Source organism: Kitasatospora sp. P5_F3 (assembly GCF_054049135.1).
Genome location: NZ_JBFUMY010000021.1, coordinates 1 through 20415 on the forward strand (window position 1 = coordinate 1; position 20415 = coordinate 20415).

The following is a 20415-nucleotide window of genomic DNA, read 5'->3' on the forward strand; positions in this document are numbered from 1 at the left end:
GCCGCCCTCCCCGACAGCCACCGGCACACCGCTCCCGCCTTCGAGCACCACGCCGCCCTGCCCACCGTGGACGCGGCCGGCCTGCACGCCACCGTCATCCTCGGCACCCTGGACGGCGCCACCTCCCCTGGCACCACGTACACCCCGCTGGTGGGCGCCGATCTGACGCTCCGTGAGGGTGCGCGGCACCGGCTTCCGCTGGAGCCCGGCTTCGAGTACGCCGTGCTCACCATGTCCGGTCTGACCGAGGTGGACGGAGTCCGGCTGGAGCCCGGCTCGATGCTCTATCTCGGCAGCGGGCGAAGCGAGTTGCCGCTGCACGCCCTGGCCGACGGCTCGCTGCTGCTGCTCGGTGGCGAGCCCTTCGAGGAGAAGCTCGTCATGTGGTGGAACTTCGTCGGCCGGACCGGCGAGGAGATCGCCAGGGCCCGGGCCGACTGGACCTCCGGCGACCGCTTCGGCACCGTGCGCGGGTACGACGGCGCACCGGTGCCCGCGCCGCTGCTGCCGGCCACCCCGCTCAAGGCGCGCGGCCGAGTTCACTGAGAGCAGGTCGGGTGAGGGCGGGTGGCGGGGGGCGTGCCACCCGCCCCGCCCTCGGTCAGCGGGCGGCCCGGAGGACCAGCCGGGCGACAGCGGCGGGATCGGCGACGGCGTGTGGCGCACGGACCCTGCCGCCGCTCGGACCGGCGGCGGCAGGGCGCGGTGGGTGACGGGCGGTCAGGCGGTCGCGGCGCGCACGGCTTCGCCGATCAACTCGGCGACCTCCTTCGGGTGGGCCAGCATCACCAGGTGCGAGGAGCCGACCTCGACCGTGGTCATCCCCGCCCGCTGGTAGCCGTAGCGCTGGACGTCGGGGTTGATGGTGTGGTCCGCAGCCGCCACCAGGCCCCAGGAGGGCTTGGTCCGCCAGGCGGCCACCGGTGCGTCCTCCGCGAACGCCTGGGCGGCGAGCGGGCGTTGGGAGACGGCGAGGACCCGCGCGAGGTCCGGGTCGACGTCGGCGGCGAAGACGGCGGGGAACCGGTCGGGATCGACCGAGACGTCGGTCCCGGCCCCGGCCGGGCCGTCGAGCGGGAACGGCGTGTAGACGAGCGCGGCGGCGAGATCCGAGTCCGGGAACCGGCCCTGCAGCCGGCCGAGGCTCTCGCCCTCCTCCAGGGCGTAACCGGCCAGGTAGACCAGGGCCTTGACGTTCTCCTCGGCGCCCGCGACGGTGATCACCGCGCCGCCGTACGAGTGGCCGACCAGGACCACGGGGCCGGGGATCTGTCGGACCACCGAGGCGAGGTAGGCGCTGTCGCCGAGCAGGCTCCGGTTGGGGACGGCGGGGGCCACCACGTCGAGGCCGGCGGCGAGCAGTTCGGGGATGACCCGGGCGTAGCTGGAGGCGTCGGCGAACGCACCGTGCACCAGCACGACGGTCGGGGAGGTGGACATGCTGAACTCCTTGAAGTGGTAAGGGCGGACGGCTGTCAGGCGGCGTGCAGCGCGTCGTGCAGCGTCCGGACCGCGAGGGCGATCGCCGCCTCCGCCGCGTACGTCCCGCGCAGGGCGTTGAGCATCACGAAGTCGTGGATGACGCCCTGGAAGCGCACGGCGGTGACGGGCACGCCGGCCGCGCGCAGCTTCGCCGCGTACGCCTCGCCCTCGTCCCGCAGCACGTCGGCCTCACCCGTGATCACCAGCGCGGCGGGCAGCCCGGCCAGCTGCTCGGTGGTCGCGCGCAGGGGGGAGGCGGTGATCTCGGCGCGCTGGTCCCGGTCGGTCGTGTACTGGTCCCAGAACCACTGCATGCCGTCCCGGCGCAGGAAGTAGCCGGTGGCGAACTGGTGGTAGGAGCCGGTGTCGAAGGCCGCGTCCATCACCGGGTAGAACAGCACCTGCTGACGCAGCGTCACATCGCCGCGCTCCTTCGCCATCAGGGTCAGCGCGGCGCTCATGTTTCCGCCGACCGAGTCACCCGCGACCGCCAGTCGGGTACCGTCCAGCGCCTTGCCGGCGCCCTCCTGGACGATCCACCGGGCGACGGCGTAGTTCTGCTCGATCGCCACCGGGTAGCGGGCCTCGGGCGAGAGCGAGTACTCGGGGAACACCACGGCGGCGCCCGCTCCGACCGCCAGCTCGCGCACCAGGCGGTCGTGGGTGTGCGCGTTGCCGAAGACCCAGCCCGCGCCGTGGATGTAGAGGATCACCGGGAGGATGCCGGTGGACCCGGCCGGCTTCACGATCCGGACCCGGACGCTGCCCGTCGGACCGCCCTGCACGGTGATCCACTCCTCGTCCACCGCCGGCAGTTCGATCTCGCCCGACTGGACCTCGTCGACCGCCTTGCGGCCCTCGGCCGGCGTCAGCTCGAACAGGTACGGCGACTCGGCCGTCGCCTGCGCGAACTCGGCGGCCGCAGCCTCCAGTACGGGCTGGACCGGGTACTCGTGCGTCATGTGCGTCTCCTCAGAGGGGTTCGAGTGATCGCCGCGCGGGCGATGTCGTCACCGTAGAGGCGTCCGCCGAGGTCGCTCTGTCCGAGAGTGTCCCGCCGCTGGCCTGTCTGCGCAGTCCTCCGAGGCGGCCCGTACCGTCAGGTTGACCGGGCATCACCCAGCGCGTCGTTCAGTTGGGCCCGCGTGGTGATGCCCAGTTTGGGAAACGTCTTGTGCAGGTGGAAGCCGACGGTGCGCGGTGAGAGCAGCAGCTTGGCGCCGATCTCACGGTTGGTCAGACCGGCGGCGGCCGCGCGGGCGATCTCCAGCTGCTGCGGCGTCAGGTCGGCCGTGCGGCCCGCGCTCTCGGTGCGGGTGGTCGGCACACCGGAGGCCCGCAGTTCCGAGGTGGCCCGCTCGGCCCAGGGACGGGCGTCGAGCCGCTCGAAGATGCCGAGCGCGGTGCCCAGCTCGGTGCGTGCCTCGATGGCCCGTCGCTGCCGGCGCAGCCACTCGCCGAACTCCAGTCGGACCAGCGCCCGTTCGAAGGACCACTGTTCCCCGGCCGGGTCGGCGAGCGCGGCCCGGAAGTGGCCCTCCGCGTCGTCCGGTTCGCCGAGCAGCGCGGTCGCCCGGTGCACCACCGCGGCCAGGCGCGCGGACCGGTGCTCGCCGAGGGTGCCGACAGCGCTCTCCAGGACGGCGCGGGCGTCGTCCGTCCGACCGGCGCGGACGGCAGCCGCGGCGAGGTCGCCGAGGTAGTAGAAGGACGCGTGGTAGTGCACGGGGGCGGGCCGGAGGTCACGGGAGAAGACGCCGCGCAGATGCTGGTACGCCGCGCCGTGGTCCCCCTCGACGGAAGCGGCCAGGCCGAGCGCGTGGCAGGCGCGCACGTGCAGACTGGGCGAGCCGGACAGGTCCACGCGGGCCACGGCGGACCCGATCAGTCCGCGCGCGCCGGCCACGTCGCCGTGCAGCGCGAGCAGGGTGCCCTGGAGGATCGGCGACCCCACCGCGACGTTGTCCGATCCCACCTCGACGGCCAGCCGGTAGGCCTCCTGTGCGGTGGACCTGGCCGCGGACCACGCGCCGCTCTCGAACAGCGCCAGCGCCAGCGCCTGCGCGACGACCGCGTTGCCGCCGGCGGTGGGAGTGCGGCGCAGGTGGTCCATCGTCCGGCCGAGGATCCGTACGGCCGTCGCGGTCTCGTCGAGGATCCAGGCGGCGGCGCCGACCGCGGTCAGGTACGACAGCGACTCCTCGGCTTCCTCGGCCAGTTCCCGGCGGAGGGCGGACAGCGCCCACGGGCGATCGGTGAAGGGTTCGGTGCCGGCCCGCAGCCAGAGCCGTCCCGTCTCGTCCTCCTGAGGCGGTATCAGCTCCGCGATTCGGCGCAGCTCCGCGCGGTGGAAGGCGGACCCGAAGTTGTAGGCCGGGGTGGCCGCCGTGCTCAGGGCGCCCAGGGCCAGCTCCGGGGCCTGGCCGGCCATGGACCGAGCGACGGGCACCAGGAACCGCAGCGACTCCTCGTGCCGGGTGGTCACGGCGAGGGCCCACCCGGCCCGCATGGACGCCTCGGCGAGCACCTCGGGGTCGTCCGCGACGGCGCAGACCTTGACGGCGAGCTCGCCCACCCACTGCGGGCAGCCGCCGTACATCGCCATGGTGGCGGCTTCCAGCAGCCGCCTCGCCCGTAGGTTCCCGTCGGGGGTGAGCGCGGCCGCGCGTTCGAGGATGGCCGCCGCGGCCGCGTACCCGCCGCGCCCGCGAGCCCGGTCCGCGCTCTCGGCCAAGGCTCGGGCCGTCTCCTCGTCCGGTCCGAGCGAGGCCGCGGCGAGGTGCCAGGCGCGGCGGTCCGGGTCGTCCGGCAGAGTGGCGGCGAGCGCCAGGTGGGTAGCGCGTCGTTCCTCGAAGGCCGCTGCCTGGTAGACGGCGGAACGCACCAGCGGGTGGCGCAGCCGGACCTGGCCGGGCTCCAGCCGCACCAGCCCGGCGCGTTCGGCGGGCAGCCAGACCTGCGGGTCGCCGGCCTCGGGTGTAGCCCGCAGGACTTCGGCGAACTGCGTGGTGCCAGCCGCGGCGGCCAGCAGCAGCACCTGGCGGGTCTGCTGCGGCAGACCCGCCAGGTCGGCCGCGAAGACGCGTTCCAGACGGGTGGTCAGAGGCAGCGACTCCGCAGCGTCCGCCGCCTGCCCGGCGGGCTCCCGGGCGACTGCCCTGGCCAGCTCGATCAACGCCAGCGGATTGCCGCCCGCCTGTTCCAGGATCCGCAGGCGGGCCCGGCCGCGCGGCGGCTGTGGCAGGCGGTCGAGCAGCAGTCCCGCGTCCGCGCGGTCCAGTGGGGTGAGGGCCGCGGTGGCGAACTCCCGGTCGAACTGGACGGGCAGGCCCTCCTCGCGGGCGGCCACCAGGACGGCGATCGCCTCGCCGTCCAGCCGACGGGCGACGAAGGCGAGGACGTCCACGGTGCCGAGGTCGAGCCACTGGGCGTCATCGACGAGCAGCAGCAACCGCCGGTCGGTGGCGGCGTCCGACAGCAGGCTCAGCGCGGCGTAGCGGAGCAGCAGCGGGTCGAGCTGCGGACCGCCGTCCGGCGACGCCTGGCCGAAGGCCGCCAGCAGCACGTCCCGCTGCGGCGCGGGCAGCCGGTCGGTCGCCCCCAGCAGCGGACGCAGGAGCTGGTGCAGCCCGGCGAACCCGAACGCTTCCTCGCCCTCGCCGCCGCGGGTCCGCAGCACCTGGAACCCCCGGTCCGCCGCCGTGGCGGCCGCCCGGTCGACGAGCGTGCTCTTGCCCCCGCCCGGTTCGGCGGTCAGCACGAGTACCTGCGCGCCGACGCCGTGCCGGCCGTCGGCGGCGTCGAGCACGCCCGTGATCCGGGCCAGTTCACGCTCCCGGCCGAGGATCTCCGAAGCTGACGCCGCCTCAGGGACGCTGCCCATGCCCACCCCTGTTCGTCGTTCACCCGTCGGGACCGGTCATCTGACAGAAGCCTTGCCACCCGGACCTCGGTGAAGATAGTGCCAGGTCAGCAGGGGTGAAGCCAGGCCGACCGGTGACCAGCAGTGCCTCCGCCCGCTCCAGGGCGCGGTGGCACGTTCGAGAACAGACCCGCCACCGGCGAAGGGAGCCCCTGTGCCGACCCAGATCGATCAGGCGGTCGCGTTCGGCAGCAGTGACCACCTGGGCGCCGTGCGGATCTCGCGGGTGTCGGCCGGTGCACGGACCGCAGGTCCGAGCCGGCGGACGGTCGCCATCGGCGGTGAGGGCTGGGTGGCGCTCGCGATGCAGCACCAGGGCAGCGCGACCGTCGCCCGGGACGGGCGGGAGAGCACGCTCAACCCGGGCGAGTTCGTCCTGTCCGAGGCCGGCCGCCCGCTCACCATGGAGTTCCCGACCGCCTTCGACTTCACGGCGTTCCACCTGCCGCGAAGCGCCCTGCCCGTCCACGACGAGGCCCTCAGGGCATCCACCACCACGGTGTTCGCGCCGGGGTCCGGATCCGTCGGACTCGTCGCCACGTACCTGCGGGAGCTGGCCCGGGAAGCCGGGAGCCTCGACCCCCGGACGGCGGGTCGGCTCGCCGACACGGCCATCGACCTGTTGACCCTGCTGATCCAGGAGCACAGCGGCGCCCTGGACGCGGCAGCGCCGCGGACGGCACCGCCCGTGCTCGCGCGGGTCAAGGACTACATGATGTGCCACCTCGGCGAACCGTCGCTCTCGCCCGAGCGGATCGCCGCCGCTCACCACGTCTCGGTGCGCTACCTCCACAAGCTCTTCCAGGACGAGGAGACCACCGTGGCCCGCTGGATCCAGCGCCGCCGCCTGGAGATGTGCGCGCACGACCTGTCCCGGCGGGCCTCCACCGCACCGACCGTGTCGTCCGTCGCCCGGCGCTGGGGCTTCGTCAGCCCGGCCCATTTCAGCCGCGTCTTCCGCGCCGTTCACGGCGTCACGCCCCGGGAGTGGCGGGCCCGGGCAGCGGGCGCTGAGGGGCAACCGCCGGTGCGCCCGGGAACAAACCCGTCTGTCGTGCGTCCCTAGCGTGGGTCGAGCCGACCGAGCACGAAAACCCCAAGGAGTTCCGATGACCGAGTCCGACCACCCCGGCACCAGCGGCGGCAGCCAGCCGTTGCTGCATCAGAAGGGCAAGGAGATCCAGGAGTTCGGCACCGTCACCCAGGTACCCCTCGGCCTCTCCCGCGATGCGCGCCTCTACTCCTGCCAGCGGCTCAACCGGGCACTCGCGGACACCCGGATCCTCTACACGCTCTACAAGAAGCACCACTGGCTGGTGCGGGGGGCGACCTTCTACCAGCTGCACCTGCTGCTGGACAAGCACGCGGACGAGCAACTGGCGCTGGTGGACGTGCTCGCCGAGCGGATCCAGGCCCTCGGCGGAGTCGCCGTCGGCGACCCCCGGCACGTCGCGGAGATCACGTCGATCCCGCGTCCGCCGGACGGTGTCGAGGAGGTGCCGGCGATGCTGTCGCGGCTCCTGTCGGCGCACGAGACGATCCTCGTCGACGCCCGCGACGCCGCACGTCGGGCGGCGGAGCTCGGCGACGACGGTACGGACGACCTGCTGGTCTCCCAGGTCGTCCGGACGGGCGAGGCGCAGGTGTGGTTCCTGGCCGAGCACCTGGTGGACACCCCGCTGGTGCGGCTCTGAACGACCGGCGCCGCCCGCCGGAGCGGTACGGCACCTGACACCGCCCCGGCAATGCGCCTGGTGCCGGAGGCTGCTGACGCGCGATAGCCTTCGAGGACGCCCGGTACGGGCGACTGCTGGACGAACGAGCTCCGACGAGCGCCGCGCGACAGCGCCCGGAGAGCGAGTGCGGACCGCCCCCGGGAGACGGGTGACCCGAGGGACGAGCATGGGACGTGACACGCAGGGCCCGGTTCTGGTCGGGCGTCAGCGGGAGACGGACCTGATCGAGGCAGCCCTGGAGCGGGCCGCGAGCGGCGCGGGCGGCTCGACCGTCCTGCTGCGCGGGGAGGCCGGTATCGGCAAGAGCGCGCTGCTGGAGTGGGCCGGGCACCGGGCGCGCGAGCGCGGCTTCACCGTCCTGCGGGTGGTCGGCGCCGAGGCGGAGACCGAGTTCGCCTTCGGGGCCCTGCACCAGGCCGTCTGGCCGCTGCTCCAGCGTTCGCGTGCCCTGACAACCCATCAGCGTGACGCACTGGAGAGCGCTCTCGGCAGCCGTGCGGGCACACCGCCGAGCGGCTTCGCCGTCGGGGCGGCCACGCTCACGCTGCTCGACGAGGCGGCGCGGCTCGGCCCGCTGCTGCTCCTCCTGGACGACCTGCACTGGATCGACTCGTCGAGCGCGACCGTGTTCGCCTTCCTTCGGCGACGCTGTGCGGAACTGCCGCTGGTGATGATCGGCGCGAGCCGCCCGGAGGGCGCGGCGGCGGAGGGCTGGCCCACGGAGCCCGTCGAGGTGGGGGCGCTGTCCGGCCCGGACGCGGCCGCACTGCTGCTGCGGCGCTACCCGAAGCTCGCCGCCACGGCCGCCGACCGGCTCCTCGGGGAGGCGGTCGGCAATCCGCTGGCGCTCGTGGAGCTGCCACGGCAGCTGCGCGACGAGCAGCAGCGTGGCGTAGTGCCGCTGCCCGAACGCCTGCCCCTGGGGCGGCGGTTGGAGCGGATGTACGCCGAGCGGCTGGCCGCGCTGACCCCGACGGCCGGTCGCGTCCTCCTGCTGGCGGCGCTCGCCCCGGGCAAGGACGGTGGCAGCGGCGGGTGGCCGGCCGAGGTGGCGGGCGGTGACGCGGAGGAGGCCCTGGAGCAGATCGAGGCCGGCGGTCTGGCCCGGCTCGACCGGGCCGGACGGCTGGTCTTCCGGCACCCGCTGGTCCGTACGGCCGTGATCTCGACGGCCTCGGAGTCCGCGCGGCGCGAGGCCCACCGCACCCTCGCCGGACTCCTCGCGCCGGACGATCCCCGACGCCTGGTGCACGAGGCCTCGGCCGCGCTGCTCCCGGACGACGCCCTCGCGGCCCGCCTGCACGAGGCCGGCAGTCGGCTCGCCCGCCGGGGCGGCGACGCGGAGGGGGCGCTCCTGCTCGACCGGGCCGCCGCGCTCAGCACCGACCCCGCCGAGCGGGCTCGCCGGCTCACCTGGGCCGCCGTGATGGCGGCCCGGGGCGGACAACTGCGCCACACTGCCACGCTGGTGGAGGAGTTGAAGCGAGCCCCGGTGCCCCCGGACATCGCCCCGCTGTTCGCGTACGCGGTGGTGTACGTCGACCAGAGCCACCGGATCGACTTCGAATCCTCCTCCGCCCTGCTGCCCGCGGCCCTCGACGCCCTGACGGCACCTGGCGCCGACCCGCTCGGAGGGCTGGCCGAACAGGTCTACTTCAAGCTGCTGCTCGCCGCCACCTACACGGACGATCCCCGGGCCTGGGAGGCCCTGAGCCGGCACCGGGAGAACGTCTCGGATCCGGGCAGGCTCTGCCATCGCGCCTGGACCGATCCGTCCGGGACCGTCGCCGGGGAACTGCGGGCGCTGGCCGAAGGGATGACCGAGGAGCAGGGGGCGGGAGCGGCCTGGCTCCTGCTCTGGACGGCCTCCGCCGTCGACACCGGCGGCGATGACCTGTGGCAGCGCTTCAGCGGACTGCACGGCTATGCCACCCAGGGTTCGGTGGCGAAGGCCAAGTGCTACCAGGACTTCCTGCGCGGCCGCTGGGACCTGGCAGTCGACTGCCTGCGCGAGGCCGAGGCGGCGGAGGACCTCGGCTACCACTGCAACGCGCTGATGTTCCGTCACTACTACGCCCACTTCCTGGCCGGCCGGGGCGACGAGGAAGGGCTCCGGGAGATCGAACGGCTCGTCAGGCCGGCCGCCACGCGCGCCCGGATGCGGTTCGTCCTGGACCGGCTCACCCATCTTCGGGGCCTGGCCGCACTGGCCCACGGACGCCACGAGCAGGCGTACGCGGACTTCTCCGAGGTCACCCCGTCCGGGCGGCTGTCCTGGTCCCACGCGTTGACCTTCGACCTCGTGGATGCCGCCGTGCACACGGGCCGACGCCACGAGGCGCGTGGGTACGTCTCCGCGGTGCAGGCCGAGCGATCCGCCGAACTCTGCGGCCACCACGTCTTCGTGCTGGCCGCGGCCGCCGCCCTGGTGGCGGCGGACGACGAGGCCGACGCCGCCTACCGCGAGGCGTACGCCGTGCCGGGCGCCGAGCAGTGGGTCTTCGAACTCGCCCGCCTGCGGCTGGCCCACGGCTCCTGGCTCCGCCGCCGGCACCGCGCCGAGGCACGGGACGTCCTGCACGCGGCCCGACAGGCCTTCCACAGGCTCCAGGCCGGCCCTTGGGCGCAACGGTGCGAGGAGGAGCTCCGGGCCGCGGGCGATCCGATGGCACCGGCACCGGCACCGGCGCCGGGCCGGACGGTCGCGGTCGCCGTCACGGGGCTGACCGGCCAGGAACTGCGCGTCGCCCGGCTCGCCGCGACCGGTCTGAGCAACAAGGAGATCGGCAACGCGCTCCGGCTGTCGCCCCGTACCGTCGGGGCGCACCTCTACAAGATCTTTCCGAAGCTCGGCATCACCTCGCGAGCCGCGCTCGCCCATGCCCTCGAAGCGCGCTGACCGGTCCCTTTGCTGCCCGCGCACCAGGTCTGGTCCGACCGCGCACGGCTGCCCCCAGCTCGGCAGAGTGGCAGTCAGATGACTTAGCGCGCCCCCCGCCGGACGGACCAGGCTGAAGTGCAGGGATTCGGCCGAGAGGGGCAGTCAGGTGAGCTTGTCGTTGACGACCGCTACGGTCGCGGAGGAGGAGAAGGCGGCGTTCTGGGAGAAGGCGGTGTCGCGGACGCTGGTGCCGGTGGAGGTGCTGCCACGGGCCGGGCAGCCGTTCGAGGGACGTCTGCAGTCGCACCTGCTCGGCTACCTACGGGTGTCCACGATGGAGGCGGACGCGACGCGGGTGTCCCGCACGGCCGGCCTGATCGCCCGGTCGCCGCAGCCGGAGCCGCAGGTGGCGTTGGGCGTGCAGGCGACCGGTCGGGCCGTGCTGGTGCAGGACGGGCGCCGGACGGACGTGGCCGAGGGTGGCCTGGTGCTGTACGACACCGCGCGGCCGTACTCCTTCGACTTCCCGGAGCACTTCCGCTCCCACGTGTTCCAGTTGCCGCGCAGGCTGCTCGGCGTGCCGGAGTCCGACCTCCGGCAGGTGGCGGGGGCGGCCGTCCACCCGACCGAGGGGGTCGGGTCCGTCCTGCTGCCCTTTCTCGGCACCCTCGCCGCCTCCGCGTCCTCCTACCCCGCCTCGGTCGGGGACCGGCTGGCCGGCAGTGTCGCCGACCTGATCGTCACGCTCGTCGCCCAACTCGCCGGACCGACGGCCGCCGACCCCAGCGCCTCGAACGGCCATCTGGTCCAGCGGGTCCGTGACCACATCGACCGCCACCTGGGCGATCCGGAGCTGTCACCCGAGACCATCGCCCGCGCGCACCACCTGTCGGTGCGGTACCTGCACCGGCTCTTCGAAGGAGAAGGAGTCACGGTGAGCCGGCTCATCCAGCAGTGCCGACTGGCCGCCTGCGCAGGGGAGTTGGCCAGGCGGAGCCGGACCGCGCCAACGGTGTCGGCGGTCGCGCAGCGCTGGGGGTTCGTCAACCCGGCACATTTCAGCCGGGTCTTCCGCGCCGCGTACGGGGTGTCGCCGCGCGAGTGGCGCGCGCTGCGAACCGCCGAAGCGGTCGGCGGTGCCGACCGCTCTGACGTCATGAGGGACTGATCACCACTCAGGTCGACGGGACCGCCAGGTCCGCCAGCGCGGCCAGGGTGTTGCGGTGGTGCCCTGGGGTGCCGAGGGCGAGTTGGTCGGCCTTGGCGCGCTTGAGGTAGAGGTGGGCCGGGTGTTCCCAGGTCATGCCGATGCCGCCGTGCAGTTGGACGCACTCCTCGGCGGCCCGGACGGCGAGTGCGCCGCAGTGCGCCTGGGCGACGGCCACCGCGATCGCCGTGTCGGGGCTGCCGGTGGCAAGCGAGTCGGCCGCGTAGCGGGCCACCGCCCTGCCCCCGACGGTCTCCAGCCAGAGGTCGGCCAGGCGGTGCTTGAGGGCCTGGAAGGATCCGACCTGGCGGCCGAACTGCCGACGCTCCTTCAGATAGCCGACGGTGGTGCTCAGACACCACTCGGCGAGGCCGAGCTGTTCGGAGGCGAGCAGCCCGGCGCCGGTCAGCAGCGCCTGCCGGACCGGCCCGTCGTCGGACGCCAACTGCCGGGCAGGGGTGCCGTCGAGGGTCACGTCGGCGAGCTGCCGGGTGAGGTCGAGCGAGGTGCGCCGGGTGACCGTGGCGGTCTCGACCGCGTACAGGCCGCCGTCGGCCGGGACCAGCAGGACGTCGGCCGGCAGGGCGTCCGCCACCGAGGTGATCCGGCCGGTGAGGGTGCCGCCGGGGCCGGTCGAGACGGCGGGAAGTGGTGCGCCCGGAGCAGTGGAGAACGGTACCGCCAGCGTGGCGGTCAGGGAGCCGGAGGCGACTGCGGGCAGCAGCTCGCGGTCCTCGCAGGCGAGCAGCGCGGTGAGGCCGAGCACCGAGCTGCCGAAGTACGGCACCGGTGCCACCGAGCGCCCCAACTCCTCCAGCACCACCGCCACTTCGCGCAGCGAGGCGCCGGCACCGCCCAGCGACTCCGGCACCTGGAGCCCGGCCACGCCGAGCCCGACCGCCAGGCTGCGCCAGAGCGGCTGGTCGTACGGTTCGGGGCCCTCGCAGCGGGCCAGGATCGCCGAGGGCGGGCAGTGGTCGGTGAGCAGGTCCCGGATGCTGGAGCGGAGTTCCTCCTCGATCTCCGAGTAGAGCAGATCACTCATCGGGGCAGATCCTTCCACGGCAGGTCCTTGTCGGTACGGGGTTCGGCGGGCAGACCGAGCACCCGTTCGGCGATCACGTTGCGCAGGATCTCCGAGCTGCCGCCCTCGATCGAGTTGCCCTTGGCGCGCAGGTAGCGGTACCCGGCCTCGCGGCCGGTGAAGTCGACCACCTCGGGGCGGGTCATCGTCCAGTCGTCGTAGCCGAGGCCCTGTTCGCCGAGCAACTCGACCTCCAGGCCGCTGAGTTCCTGGGCAAGACGGGCAAAGGCGAGCTTCATCGCCGCGCCCTCGGGCCCCGGCTGGCCGGAGGTCAGCTGCTGGCGCAGCCGCTCGCCGGTCAGCCGGATCACCTCGGCGTCCAGCCAGCCCTTGAGCAGCCGTTGGTGCAGCTCATGGCTTCGGAGTTCGGGCCGGGCCCGCCAGGTCTCGGCGACGACGCCGATCAGGCCGCCCTCGCGCGGGGTCGCCTGGCCGCCGATCGCCACCCGCTCGTTGTTCAGCGTGGTCTGGGCGACCTGCCAGCCCTCGCCGACCGCGCCGATCCGGTGCGCGTCGGGGATCCGGACGCCGGTCAGGAACACCTCGTTGAACTCGGCCTCGCCGGTGAGCTGGCGCAGCGGCCTGACCTCCACGCCCGGGTCGGTCATGTCGCAGACGAAGTAGCTGATGCCCCGGTGCTTCGGCACGTCCGGGTCGGTACGGGCGAGCAGGATGGCCCAGCGGGCGGCGTGCGCGATCGACGTCCACACCTTCTGGCCGTCCACCACCCAGCCGTCGCCGTCCCGGACCGCCCGGGTGCCGAGCGCGGCCAGGTCGGAGCCCGCGCCGGGCTCGCTGAACAGCTGGCACCAGACCTCCTCGCCGGTCCAGAGCGGGCGGAGGAAGCGCTGCTTCTGCTGCTCGGTGCCGTACCGCAGGATGGTCGGGGCGGCCATGCCGAGGCCGATGCCGATCCGGCGCGGGTCGTTGTCGGGTGCCCCGGCGGCCGCCAACTCGGCATTCACCACGGCCTGTTCGGATCGCGGGGCGCCGAGCCCGCCGAGGCCGGGTGGGAAGTGCACCCAGGCCAGACCGGCGTCGAACCGGGCCCGCAGGAAGTCGAGGCGGTCGGTCGTGGCCGGGTCGTGCTCGGCGAGCAGTGCGCGGGTCAGTTCCTTCACGTCCATCTCATTCCTCCCGGTAGCGCTTGAGCTCGCGGCGGGCCAGCGACCGCCGGTGCACCTCGTCCGGGCCGTCCGCCAGCCGCAAGGTCCGGTTGCCCGCCCAGAGTTGGGCCAGCGGGGTGTCCTGGCTGACCCCGGCCGCGCCGTGCGCCTGGACGGCCTTGTCGAGCACCCACTCGGTCATCGCGGGCACCGCGATCTTGATGGCCTGGATCTCGGTGTGCGCGCCCCGGTTGCCGACGGTGTCCATCAGCCAGGCGGTCTTCAGCACCAGCAGCCTGGCCTGCTCGATCCGTACCCGGGACTCGGCGATCCACTCCTGGACCACCCCCTGCTCGGCCAACGGCCGTCCGAACGCGACCCGTTCGGTGACCCGACGGCACATCAGCTCCAAGGCCCGCTCGGCGATGCCGATCGCGCGCATGCAGTGGTGGATCCGCCCCGGGCCCAGCCGGGCCTGGGCGATCGCGAAGCCGGCGCCCTCCGGGCCGATCAGGTTGGTGGCCGGCACCCGGACGTTCTCGAACAGGATCTCGGCGTGCCCGCCGTGGTCCGCGTCGCCGTACCCGAACACGGTCATCCCACGCCGGACGGTCACCCCGGGGGTGTCGCGCGGCACCAGGATCATGCTCTGCTGCCGGCGGGGTTCGGCGGTCGGGTCGGTCTTGCCCATCACGATCAGGACCTTGCAGTCCGGGTTCATCGCCCCGGTGATGTACCACTTGCGGCCGGTGACCAGGTAGTCGTCGCCGTCCCGCTCGATCCGGGTGGTGATGTTGGTGGCGTCCGAGGAGGCCACCTCCGGCTCGGTCATCGCGAAGGCGGAGCGGATCTCGGCGTTCAGCAGCGGCTCCAGCCACTGCTTGCGCTGGGCCTCGTCGCCGAACTGGGCCAGCAGCTCCATGTTCCCGGTGTCCGGCGCCGCGCAGTTGAGCGCGGCCGGGGCCAACAGCACGGATCGGCCGGTGAGTTCGGCCAGCGGCGCGTACTGGAGGTTGGTCAGGCCGGCACCGAGTTCGCCAGGGAGGAAGAGATTCCACAGCCCGCGCGAACGCGCCTGCGCCTGGAGCTCGCGCACCACCGGCGGGATCGACCACTCGGGCCGGGCGGGGTCGGCGAGTTGGGCCGCCAGCACGGGCTCGGCCGGGTAGACAGCCTCGTCCAGGAAGGCCAGCAGCTGCTCGCGCAGCTCCTCGGTCCGGGCGTCGTAGGAGAAGTCCACGGTCAGCGCTCCTTCAGCGAGGTGAGGCCGAACTGTACGAAGAGCGGCACGAGTTCACCCACCCGGTCGAAGCCCTGGCCGACCGTGCGGCCCTGGCTGTACCGGTAGTGGATGCCCTCCAGCACCACGGCGAGCTTGAACGAGGCGAAGCCGACGTACCAGCCGAGCGCCGAGACGTCCCGGCCCGAGCTCGCGGCGTACCGGCCGACCAGCTCGGCGGTGCAGGGGAAGCCCGGGGCGAGGGCGGCGCCGGGCAGTATCCCGTCGTACTGGCGGGCCAGTTCGGTGTACATCACCAGCAGCCCGAGGTCGGTGAGCGGGTCGCCGAGGGTGGACATCTCCCAGTCCAGCACGGCGGTGATCTCGTCGTCCGGGCCGATCAGCACGTTGTCCAGGCGGTAGTCGCCGTGCACCAGACTTGGGGCGGGGGAGACCGGCAGGGTCTCGGTGAGTGCCTGCCGCAACTCGGCGATGCCGGGCACCTCGCGGCTCCGGGATGCCTCCAACTGCCGTTCCCAGCGCCGGAGCTGACGCTCCAGGAAGCCTTCGGGGCGGCCGAAGTCCGCCAGCCCGACGGCCGCCGGGTCCACCGCGTGCAGCGCCACCAGGGTCTCCACCAGGCGCAGGCCGAGCCCGTACACCCGCTGCTCGCCGAGCGCGGCCAGCACCGCCGGGTCCCGGTGCGGGGTGCCCGCCACGTGCTCCATCAGGTACCAGGGCGCGCCGAGCACCTCCGGGTCCTCGACCAGCAGCAGCACCTCGGGCACCGGTACGGCGGTCGGGCCGAGCGCGGCCAGCACCCGGTATTCGCGGGCCATGTCGTGCGCGGTGGCCAGGACGTGCCCGAGCGGCGGCCGCCGGAGCACCCAGCTGCCGGTGCCGTCGGTCACCCGGTAGGTGAGGTTGGACCGCCCGCCCTCGAAGAGTTCGGCCCGCAGCGGCCCGTGCACCAGACCGGGCAGTGCGGTGTCCAGGTGGGCCCGCAGCCGGTCGAGGTCGAGGCCGGGCGGGTCGGCGTGGTCATCGCTCAAGGGAGGTCCTCACGGGAGAGCCGGACTGGTGACTAAGCGCTTGCTTAGCATTGCCCGCCGCCCCGCCGCTGTCAACGCTCCCCGCCCCTGTCAACGCTCCCCGCGCAGCACGACGGCCGCCCCGGGCGGACCCGGAGCGGCCGACGGTTGCGACTACTGCCCGTTGACCTTGGCGGCGATCCGGTCGCCGAGGTCCTTGTCGATGTTGCGCCAGTACTGCAGCGCCCGCTCCAGCACGGGCGCGGAGACCCCGGCCAGCAGATGGCCGCTGACGTTCGACACCAGCCGCTCGCGCGCCGCGTCGTCCAGCACCGTCCGGACCATCGTCCCGGCCTGCCCCCAGTCGTCGTCCTCGCGGTGCAGCGGGTACGCCTCGCGGACCATCTTCCCCTGGACGTCCCAGCCGAGCGGCTCGCCCCACAGCTCCGGCTGTGCGGCCGGCCCGCCGTAGGAGTTCGGCGCGTACGGCCGCGCGGTGCGCGCTGCGTCGAAGCGCATCGGCCCGTCCTTGGCGTACGAGTGCACCGGCACGTGCGGCCGGTTCGGCGGCAGCTGCGCGTAGTTGGGGCCGATCCGGTACCGGTGGGTGTCCGGGTAGGAGAAGATCCGGCCGAGCAGCATCTTGTCGGGGGAGACCCCGATGCCGGGCACCAGGTTGGCGGGCTCGAAGGCGGCCTGCTCGATGTGGATGAAGTAGTCGTCCGGGTTCCGGTTGAGGGTCATCCGGCCGACCTCGTGCAGCGGGTAGTCGGCGTGCGGCCACACCTTGGTCAGGTCGAAGGGGTTGAACCGGTAGTCCCACGCCTCGTCGAAGGGCATGACCTGGACGTACAGCGTCCAGGACGGCGGCTTGCCGTTCTCGATCGACTCGTAGAGGTCGCGCCGGTGGCAGTCCGGGTCGACACCGGCCAGCCGGTCGGCCTCGGCCTGGGTGAGGAAGTCGATGCCCTGGTCGGTCTTGAAGTGGTACTTGACCCAGTAGCGTTCGCCGCTCGCGTTGACCCAGCTGTAGGTGTGCGAGCCGTAGCCGTTCATGTGGCGGTAGCTCTTCGGGATGCCACGGTCGCCCATCAGCCAGGTGACCATGTGCGCGGACTCCGGGGAGAGCGTCCAGAAGTCCCACTGCATGTCGTTGTCGCGCAGCCCGTTGTCCGGGCGGCGCTTCTGCGAGCGGATGAAGTCCTGGAACTTGATCGTGTCCCGGACGAAGAAGACCGGGGTGTTGTTGCCGACCAGGTCGTAGTTGCCCTGCTCGGTGTAGAACTTCAGCGCGAACCCGCGCGGGTCGCGCCAGGTGTCGGGTGAACCCATCTCGCCCGCGACGGTGGAGAACCGGGCCAGCATGTCGGTCTTCTTGCCCGGCTGGAAGAGGTCGGCCTTGGTGAACCGGCTGACGTCCTGGGTGACTTGGAAGAATCCGTACGCCCCCGCCCCCTTGGCGTGCACCACCCGCTCCGGCACCCGTTCGCGGTTGAACTGGGCCATCTTCTCGATCAGGTAATGGTCGTGCAGCAGGATCGGGCCGACCGGACCTGCGGTCAGCGAATCCGAGTCGCTCTCGACCGGGACGCCGGCGTTGTTGGTGGTGTACGGGACGCTTGCTTCGGGCATGGGGAAGGGCCTCCTTGAGGTACTCGCGTACCAGTCGGCCGGCGGTCGGCCCCGCGGCCGATTCCTACTCGAACACCGACGGCGCCGACTCGCTACTCGGCGGCCCAGGCCGTCCGGTCGCCGCCGACCCAGGCCACCAGGTCGGGGTCGTCCAGGTCGGGGTCGGCCACGCCCGCCCGGCGGATGAACTCGGCCACGTCCTGCTCGCTGGTGGCCTTGCCGACCGGGTTGCCGTAGATCTCCACCCGCCGGTACGGCCGGGCGCCGCTGGTGGGGGCCCGGACCACGACCGGGGGGTGGAAGATGTCGTTCATGCCTCAAGTGTCGCGCGGTCGGCCCCCGGGGTCTCGGCAGCAGGTCGGCGGTGGTTCAGCCGGCGCTGTGCTCGCGGATCACCTCGCGGGCCGACTTGTCCTCGCGCAGGCCCAGGAAGCGCGGGTGGCGCAGCCGTCCGTCCCTGGTCCAGCCGGTGAAGGCGAGCTCGGCGACCAGCTCGGGGGCGACCCAGTGCGAGTGCCGTTCGGGGACCGGGTCGGCGAACGGGGAGGCCGGGCGGGCGAGCTCGTCCATTCGGGTCCGCAGCCGCAGCAGGGTGGCGGTGTCGAAGCCGGTGCCGACCTTGCCCGCGTAGCGCAGCAGCGGGCCCTCGTAGTGGCCGAGCAGCAGGGCGCCGAAGCCGGCCCGGGTGCCCGCCGGGTCGGTGAAGCCGCCGACCACCAGCTCCTGGGCGGCCGAGCACTTGAGCTTGAGCCAGTCGGGGGAGCGGCGCTGCAGGTACGGCCCCTCCGCGCGCTTGGCGATCAGCCCTTCCCAGCCCCGGGCGCAGGCGTCGGCGAGCGGCACCGGGCCCTCGACCTCCCGGTGCATGGTGTACCGCAGCGGCCCGCCGTAGTGCACCGCCCGGCGGAGCACCTCCTTGCGCTCGCGCAGCGGCAGCCCGGTGGTGTCGTAGTTCTCCAGCTGGAGCAGGTCGAACAGGTAGTACGTGACGGTCACCCCGCTGGCCCTGGCCCGGACCGGGTCGTGCAGCTGCATCCGGCGCTGGAGCAGCTCGAAGCTGGTCCGGCCGTGGTCCAGCGCGACGATCTCGCCGTCCAGCACGAACCGGCGGACGGGCTGGGCGGCGAGCGCCTCGACCAGCTCGGGGTAGCCCGCCTCCAGCGACTTCCCGTTCCGGGAGAGCAGCCGGATGTCGTCGCCGTCGCGGTAGGCGATCGCCCGGATGCCGTCGAGCTTGCGCTCCAGCAGCCAGCCGGGACCGAAGGTCCGGCGTTCGCTCGGGGTGGCCAGCATGGGGCTGAACCGTTGGAGTGTCACCCCTCAAGAGTGCGTCAGGACCACGGCCGACGGCAGGTCAGACCAGGCGGTGACCACCGTCCACGTGCAGCACGGTGCCGGTCACGTACGGATTGCCGATCGCGTACAGCACGGCCTGGACCAGGTCGTCCGGGCTGCCCACCCGGCGGGCGGGGTTGCGCTCGGCGACGCCGCGCAGGAACTGGTCCTTGCGTGCGGCCAGGCCGTCCCAGGCTCCGGAGTCGACGATGCCGGGGGAGACCGCGTTCACCCGGACGGGTGCCAGTTCCACGGCCAGGGCCTCGACCAGGAAGGCCAGCGCGCCGTTGGTGGTGGCCATCACGACGCGCTCCGGCACGGGGCGCCAGGCGGCCACGCCGGAGAAGAAGACGAACGAGCCGCCTTCGTCGACCTGGCCCGCCAGGTGCTTGGCGAGCAGCAGCGGGCCGATCACCTTGGCCGCGAACGCCCGCTGCACATCGGCCAGTTCGAGGGTGGCGACCGGGCCGTTGGCGGGCATCGCGGCGGTGGACACCAGGTGGTCGAACGGGCCGACCCGCTCGGCGAGCGCGGCGATCGAACCCTCGTCGGCCAGGTCGACCGGCTGGATCAGGGCGGGGCCGGCCAGCTCGTCGGCGGTGGCCCGGAGCCGGCCGGCGTCCGGCCCGGCCAGCACCAGGTCGGCTCCGGCGGCCGAGGCGGTCCTGGCGATCGCGCGCCCGATGTTCGAGCCCGCGCCGACCACGACCAGGCGGCGTCCGTCGAGGGAGTCCTTGCTCATGAGTGATGTCCTTGTCCGTTCCGGTTGGTGCCTCCGAGCCTGGTCCACGGCCTGCCATATGTCCAAGACATGGTTGTTTCGCCAGCCATAGACTCTCTGCATGGCAACGCTTCGTCAGCTCGAGTACCTGGTCACCGTCGTGGACACCGGTTCGTTCACCCGGGCCGCCGAGCTGCTGCACGTCTCGCAGCCCGCGCTCTCGCACCAGGTGCAGGCACTGGAGCGGGACGCCGGCGGGCGGCTGCTGGAGCGGCTGCCGAGGGCCGTCCGGCTCACCCCGATGGGGCGGGCGATGCTGCCGCACGCCAGGGCCGCGCTGGCCGAGGCCGAGCGGGCCAGGTCGGCCGCCCGCCGGGCCGCCGGTCTTGACGGCGGTGAGCTCCAGCTCGCGGTGGTCTACTCGGTCACTCTCGGGGTGCTGCCTCCGGTGTTGCGGGCCTGGCGCGAGCAGCACCCCGGGGTCCGGGTCCGGCTGCTGGAGTTCCCGCACGCCGAGGCGCTGACGGCGGCCATGACGGCGGGCCGGGCGGATCTCGCGATCGGGCCGGTGCCGCGTGAATGGGACGGTCCCGTCCGGGAGTTGGGCACGGAGGAGTTCCTGCTGGTGCTGGCCGGGAACGACCCGGCGGTGGGTCCGGGGGTGGACCGGGCGGCGCTCGCCGACTTCGCCGACCGGGACTGGGTGCACTACGCCCACGGCAACGGCCTGGCCGAGCTGCTCGACCAGGTCTGCGCAGCGGCCGGTTTTCGCCCCCGGGCCGCCGTGCGGACCGAGCAGACCGCCGCCGCCCCGTTGCTCGCCGCGGCCGGGCTCGGCCCGGCACTGGTCCCGGCCGACCTGCTGCCGCCCGGCTTCGATGGTCGGGTGCTGCGCCCCGAGCCGCCGGTGCGCCGCACCCTGGCCGCGTACTGCCGGCCGGAGCCCGATCCGCTCACCGTGGCGTTCCTCGCCGTACTCGGTCGCCACGTCCGAGTGGGAATCCGGGGTCCGGGCAGCGAAGCTGGAGGCACGGGGGTCGGTACGCGCTGAGGAGGCCC

17 protein-coding genes are annotated in these 20415 nt (G+C 73.4%); 6 read left to right on the plus strand and 11 right to left on the minus strand.

Annotation, left to right across the window (positions count from 1 at the left end):
• A partial coding sequence (locus ACXJMZ_RS15415; RefSeq protein ID WP_457030595.1) for a pirin family protein occupies positions 1-546 on the plus strand: 546 nt, incomplete at its 5' end.
• A gap of 174 nt (positions 547-720) precedes the next feature.
• Here ACXJMZ_RS15415 and ACXJMZ_RS15420 read toward each other — a convergent pair.
• From ACXJMZ_RS15420 to ACXJMZ_RS15430, 3 genes are all read right to left on the minus strand, one after another.
• Positions 721-1440: an alpha/beta fold hydrolase gene (locus ACXJMZ_RS15420; RefSeq protein WP_457030596.1), complete on the minus strand. Its 720-nt coding sequence runs from the start codon at positions 1438-1440 to the stop codon at positions 721-723.
• A 35-nt stretch (positions 1441-1475) separates the two neighbouring features.
• On the minus strand, positions 1476-2444 hold the full coding sequence (locus tag ACXJMZ_RS15425; protein ID WP_457030597.1) for an alpha/beta hydrolase: 969 nt from the start codon (positions 2442-2444) through the stop codon (positions 1476-1478).
• Between the two features lie 137 nt (positions 2445-2581).
• The gene (locus tag ACXJMZ_RS15430) at positions 2582-5365 is read right to left on the minus strand and encodes an ATP-binding protein (RefSeq protein ID WP_457030598.1); all 2784 of its coding nucleotides are present in this window, start codon (positions 5363-5365) and stop codon (positions 2582-2584) included.
• A 193-nt stretch (positions 5366-5558) separates the two neighbouring features.
• On the opposite strand from ACXJMZ_RS15430, the gene ACXJMZ_RS15435 reads away from it, so the two are divergent.
• The 4 genes from ACXJMZ_RS15435 (at position 5559) to ACXJMZ_RS15450 (ending at position 11189) form a co-directional block, all read left to right on the plus strand.
• Positions 5559-6470, plus strand: a complete 912-nt coding sequence (locus ACXJMZ_RS15435; protein ID WP_457030599.1) for a helix-turn-helix domain-containing protein — start codon at positions 5559-5561, stop codon at positions 6468-6470.
• 43 nt (positions 6471-6513) lie between these two features.
• Positions 6514-7098 carry a Dps family protein gene (locus tag ACXJMZ_RS15440; RefSeq protein WP_457030600.1) on the plus strand — a complete coding sequence of 195 codons (585 nt, stop codon included), beginning with the start codon at positions 6514-6516 and terminating at the stop codon, positions 7096-7098.
• 208 nt (positions 7099-7306) lie between these two features.
• A complete protein-coding gene (locus ACXJMZ_RS15445) occupies positions 7307-10039 on the plus strand; it encodes a BREX system ATP-binding domain-containing protein (protein WP_457030601.1) in 2733 nt (910 codons plus the stop codon).
• A 148-nt stretch (positions 10040-10187) separates the two neighbouring features.
• Positions 10188-11189: an AraC-like ligand-binding domain-containing protein gene (locus tag ACXJMZ_RS15450; protein WP_457030602.1), complete on the plus strand. Its 1002-nt coding sequence runs from the start codon at positions 10188-10190 to the stop codon at positions 11187-11189.
• Between the two features lie 7 nt (positions 11190-11196).
• Here the strand turns inward: ACXJMZ_RS15450 and ACXJMZ_RS15455 are convergent, their stop codons facing one another.
• From ACXJMZ_RS15455 to ACXJMZ_RS15490, 8 genes are all read right to left on the minus strand, one after another.
• The gene (locus tag ACXJMZ_RS15455; RefSeq protein ID WP_457030603.1) at positions 11197-12273 is read right to left on the minus strand and encodes an acyl-CoA dehydrogenase family protein; all 1077 of its coding nucleotides are present in this window, start codon (positions 12271-12273) and stop codon (positions 11197-11199) included.
• Positions 12270-13439, minus strand: coding sequence for an acyl-CoA dehydrogenase family protein (locus ACXJMZ_RS15460; RefSeq protein WP_457030604.1), 1170 nt, complete (start codon positions 13437-13439; stop codon positions 12270-12272). The genes ACXJMZ_RS15455 and ACXJMZ_RS15460 overlap by 4 nt, the downstream gene beginning before the upstream one ends.
• A gap of 1 nt (position 13440) precedes the next feature.
• Positions 13441-14658, minus strand: coding sequence for an acyl-CoA dehydrogenase family protein (locus ACXJMZ_RS15465; RefSeq protein ID WP_457030605.1), 1218 nt, complete (start codon positions 14656-14658; stop codon positions 13441-13443).
• Between the two features lie 2 nt (positions 14659-14660).
• Entirely contained in the window at positions 14661-15689 is a 1029-nt protein-coding gene (locus ACXJMZ_RS15470) for a phosphotransferase family protein (protein WP_457030606.1), read from the minus strand.
• Positions 15690-15842: 153 nt separating this feature from the next.
• Positions 15843-17300 carry a catalase gene (locus ACXJMZ_RS15475; protein WP_457030607.1) on the minus strand — a complete coding sequence of 486 codons (1458 nt, stop codon included), beginning with the start codon at positions 17298-17300 and terminating at the stop codon, positions 15843-15845.
• A 92-nt stretch (positions 17301-17392) separates the two neighbouring features.
• Positions 17393-17614 (minus strand): hypothetical protein, encoded by a 222-nt coding sequence (locus ACXJMZ_RS15480; protein WP_457030608.1) that lies wholly within the window; start codon positions 17612-17614, stop codon positions 17393-17395.
• Between the two features lie 55 nt (positions 17615-17669).
• Positions 17670-18593, minus strand: a complete 924-nt coding sequence (gene ligD / locus ACXJMZ_RS15485) for a non-homologous end-joining DNA ligase (protein ID WP_457030640.1) — start codon at positions 18591-18593, stop codon at positions 17670-17672.
• Between the two features lie 61 nt (positions 18594-18654).
• Entirely contained in the window at positions 18655-19377 is a 723-nt protein-coding gene (locus ACXJMZ_RS15490; protein ID WP_457030609.1) for an SDR family oxidoreductase, read from the minus strand.
• A gap of 100 nt (positions 19378-19477) precedes the next feature.
• On the opposite strand from ACXJMZ_RS15490, the gene ACXJMZ_RS15495 reads away from it, so the two are divergent.
• Entirely contained in the window at positions 19478-20407 is a 930-nt protein-coding gene (locus ACXJMZ_RS15495; protein WP_457030610.1) for a LysR substrate-binding domain-containing protein, read from the plus strand.
• Positions 20408-20415: the final 8 nt, after the last annotated feature.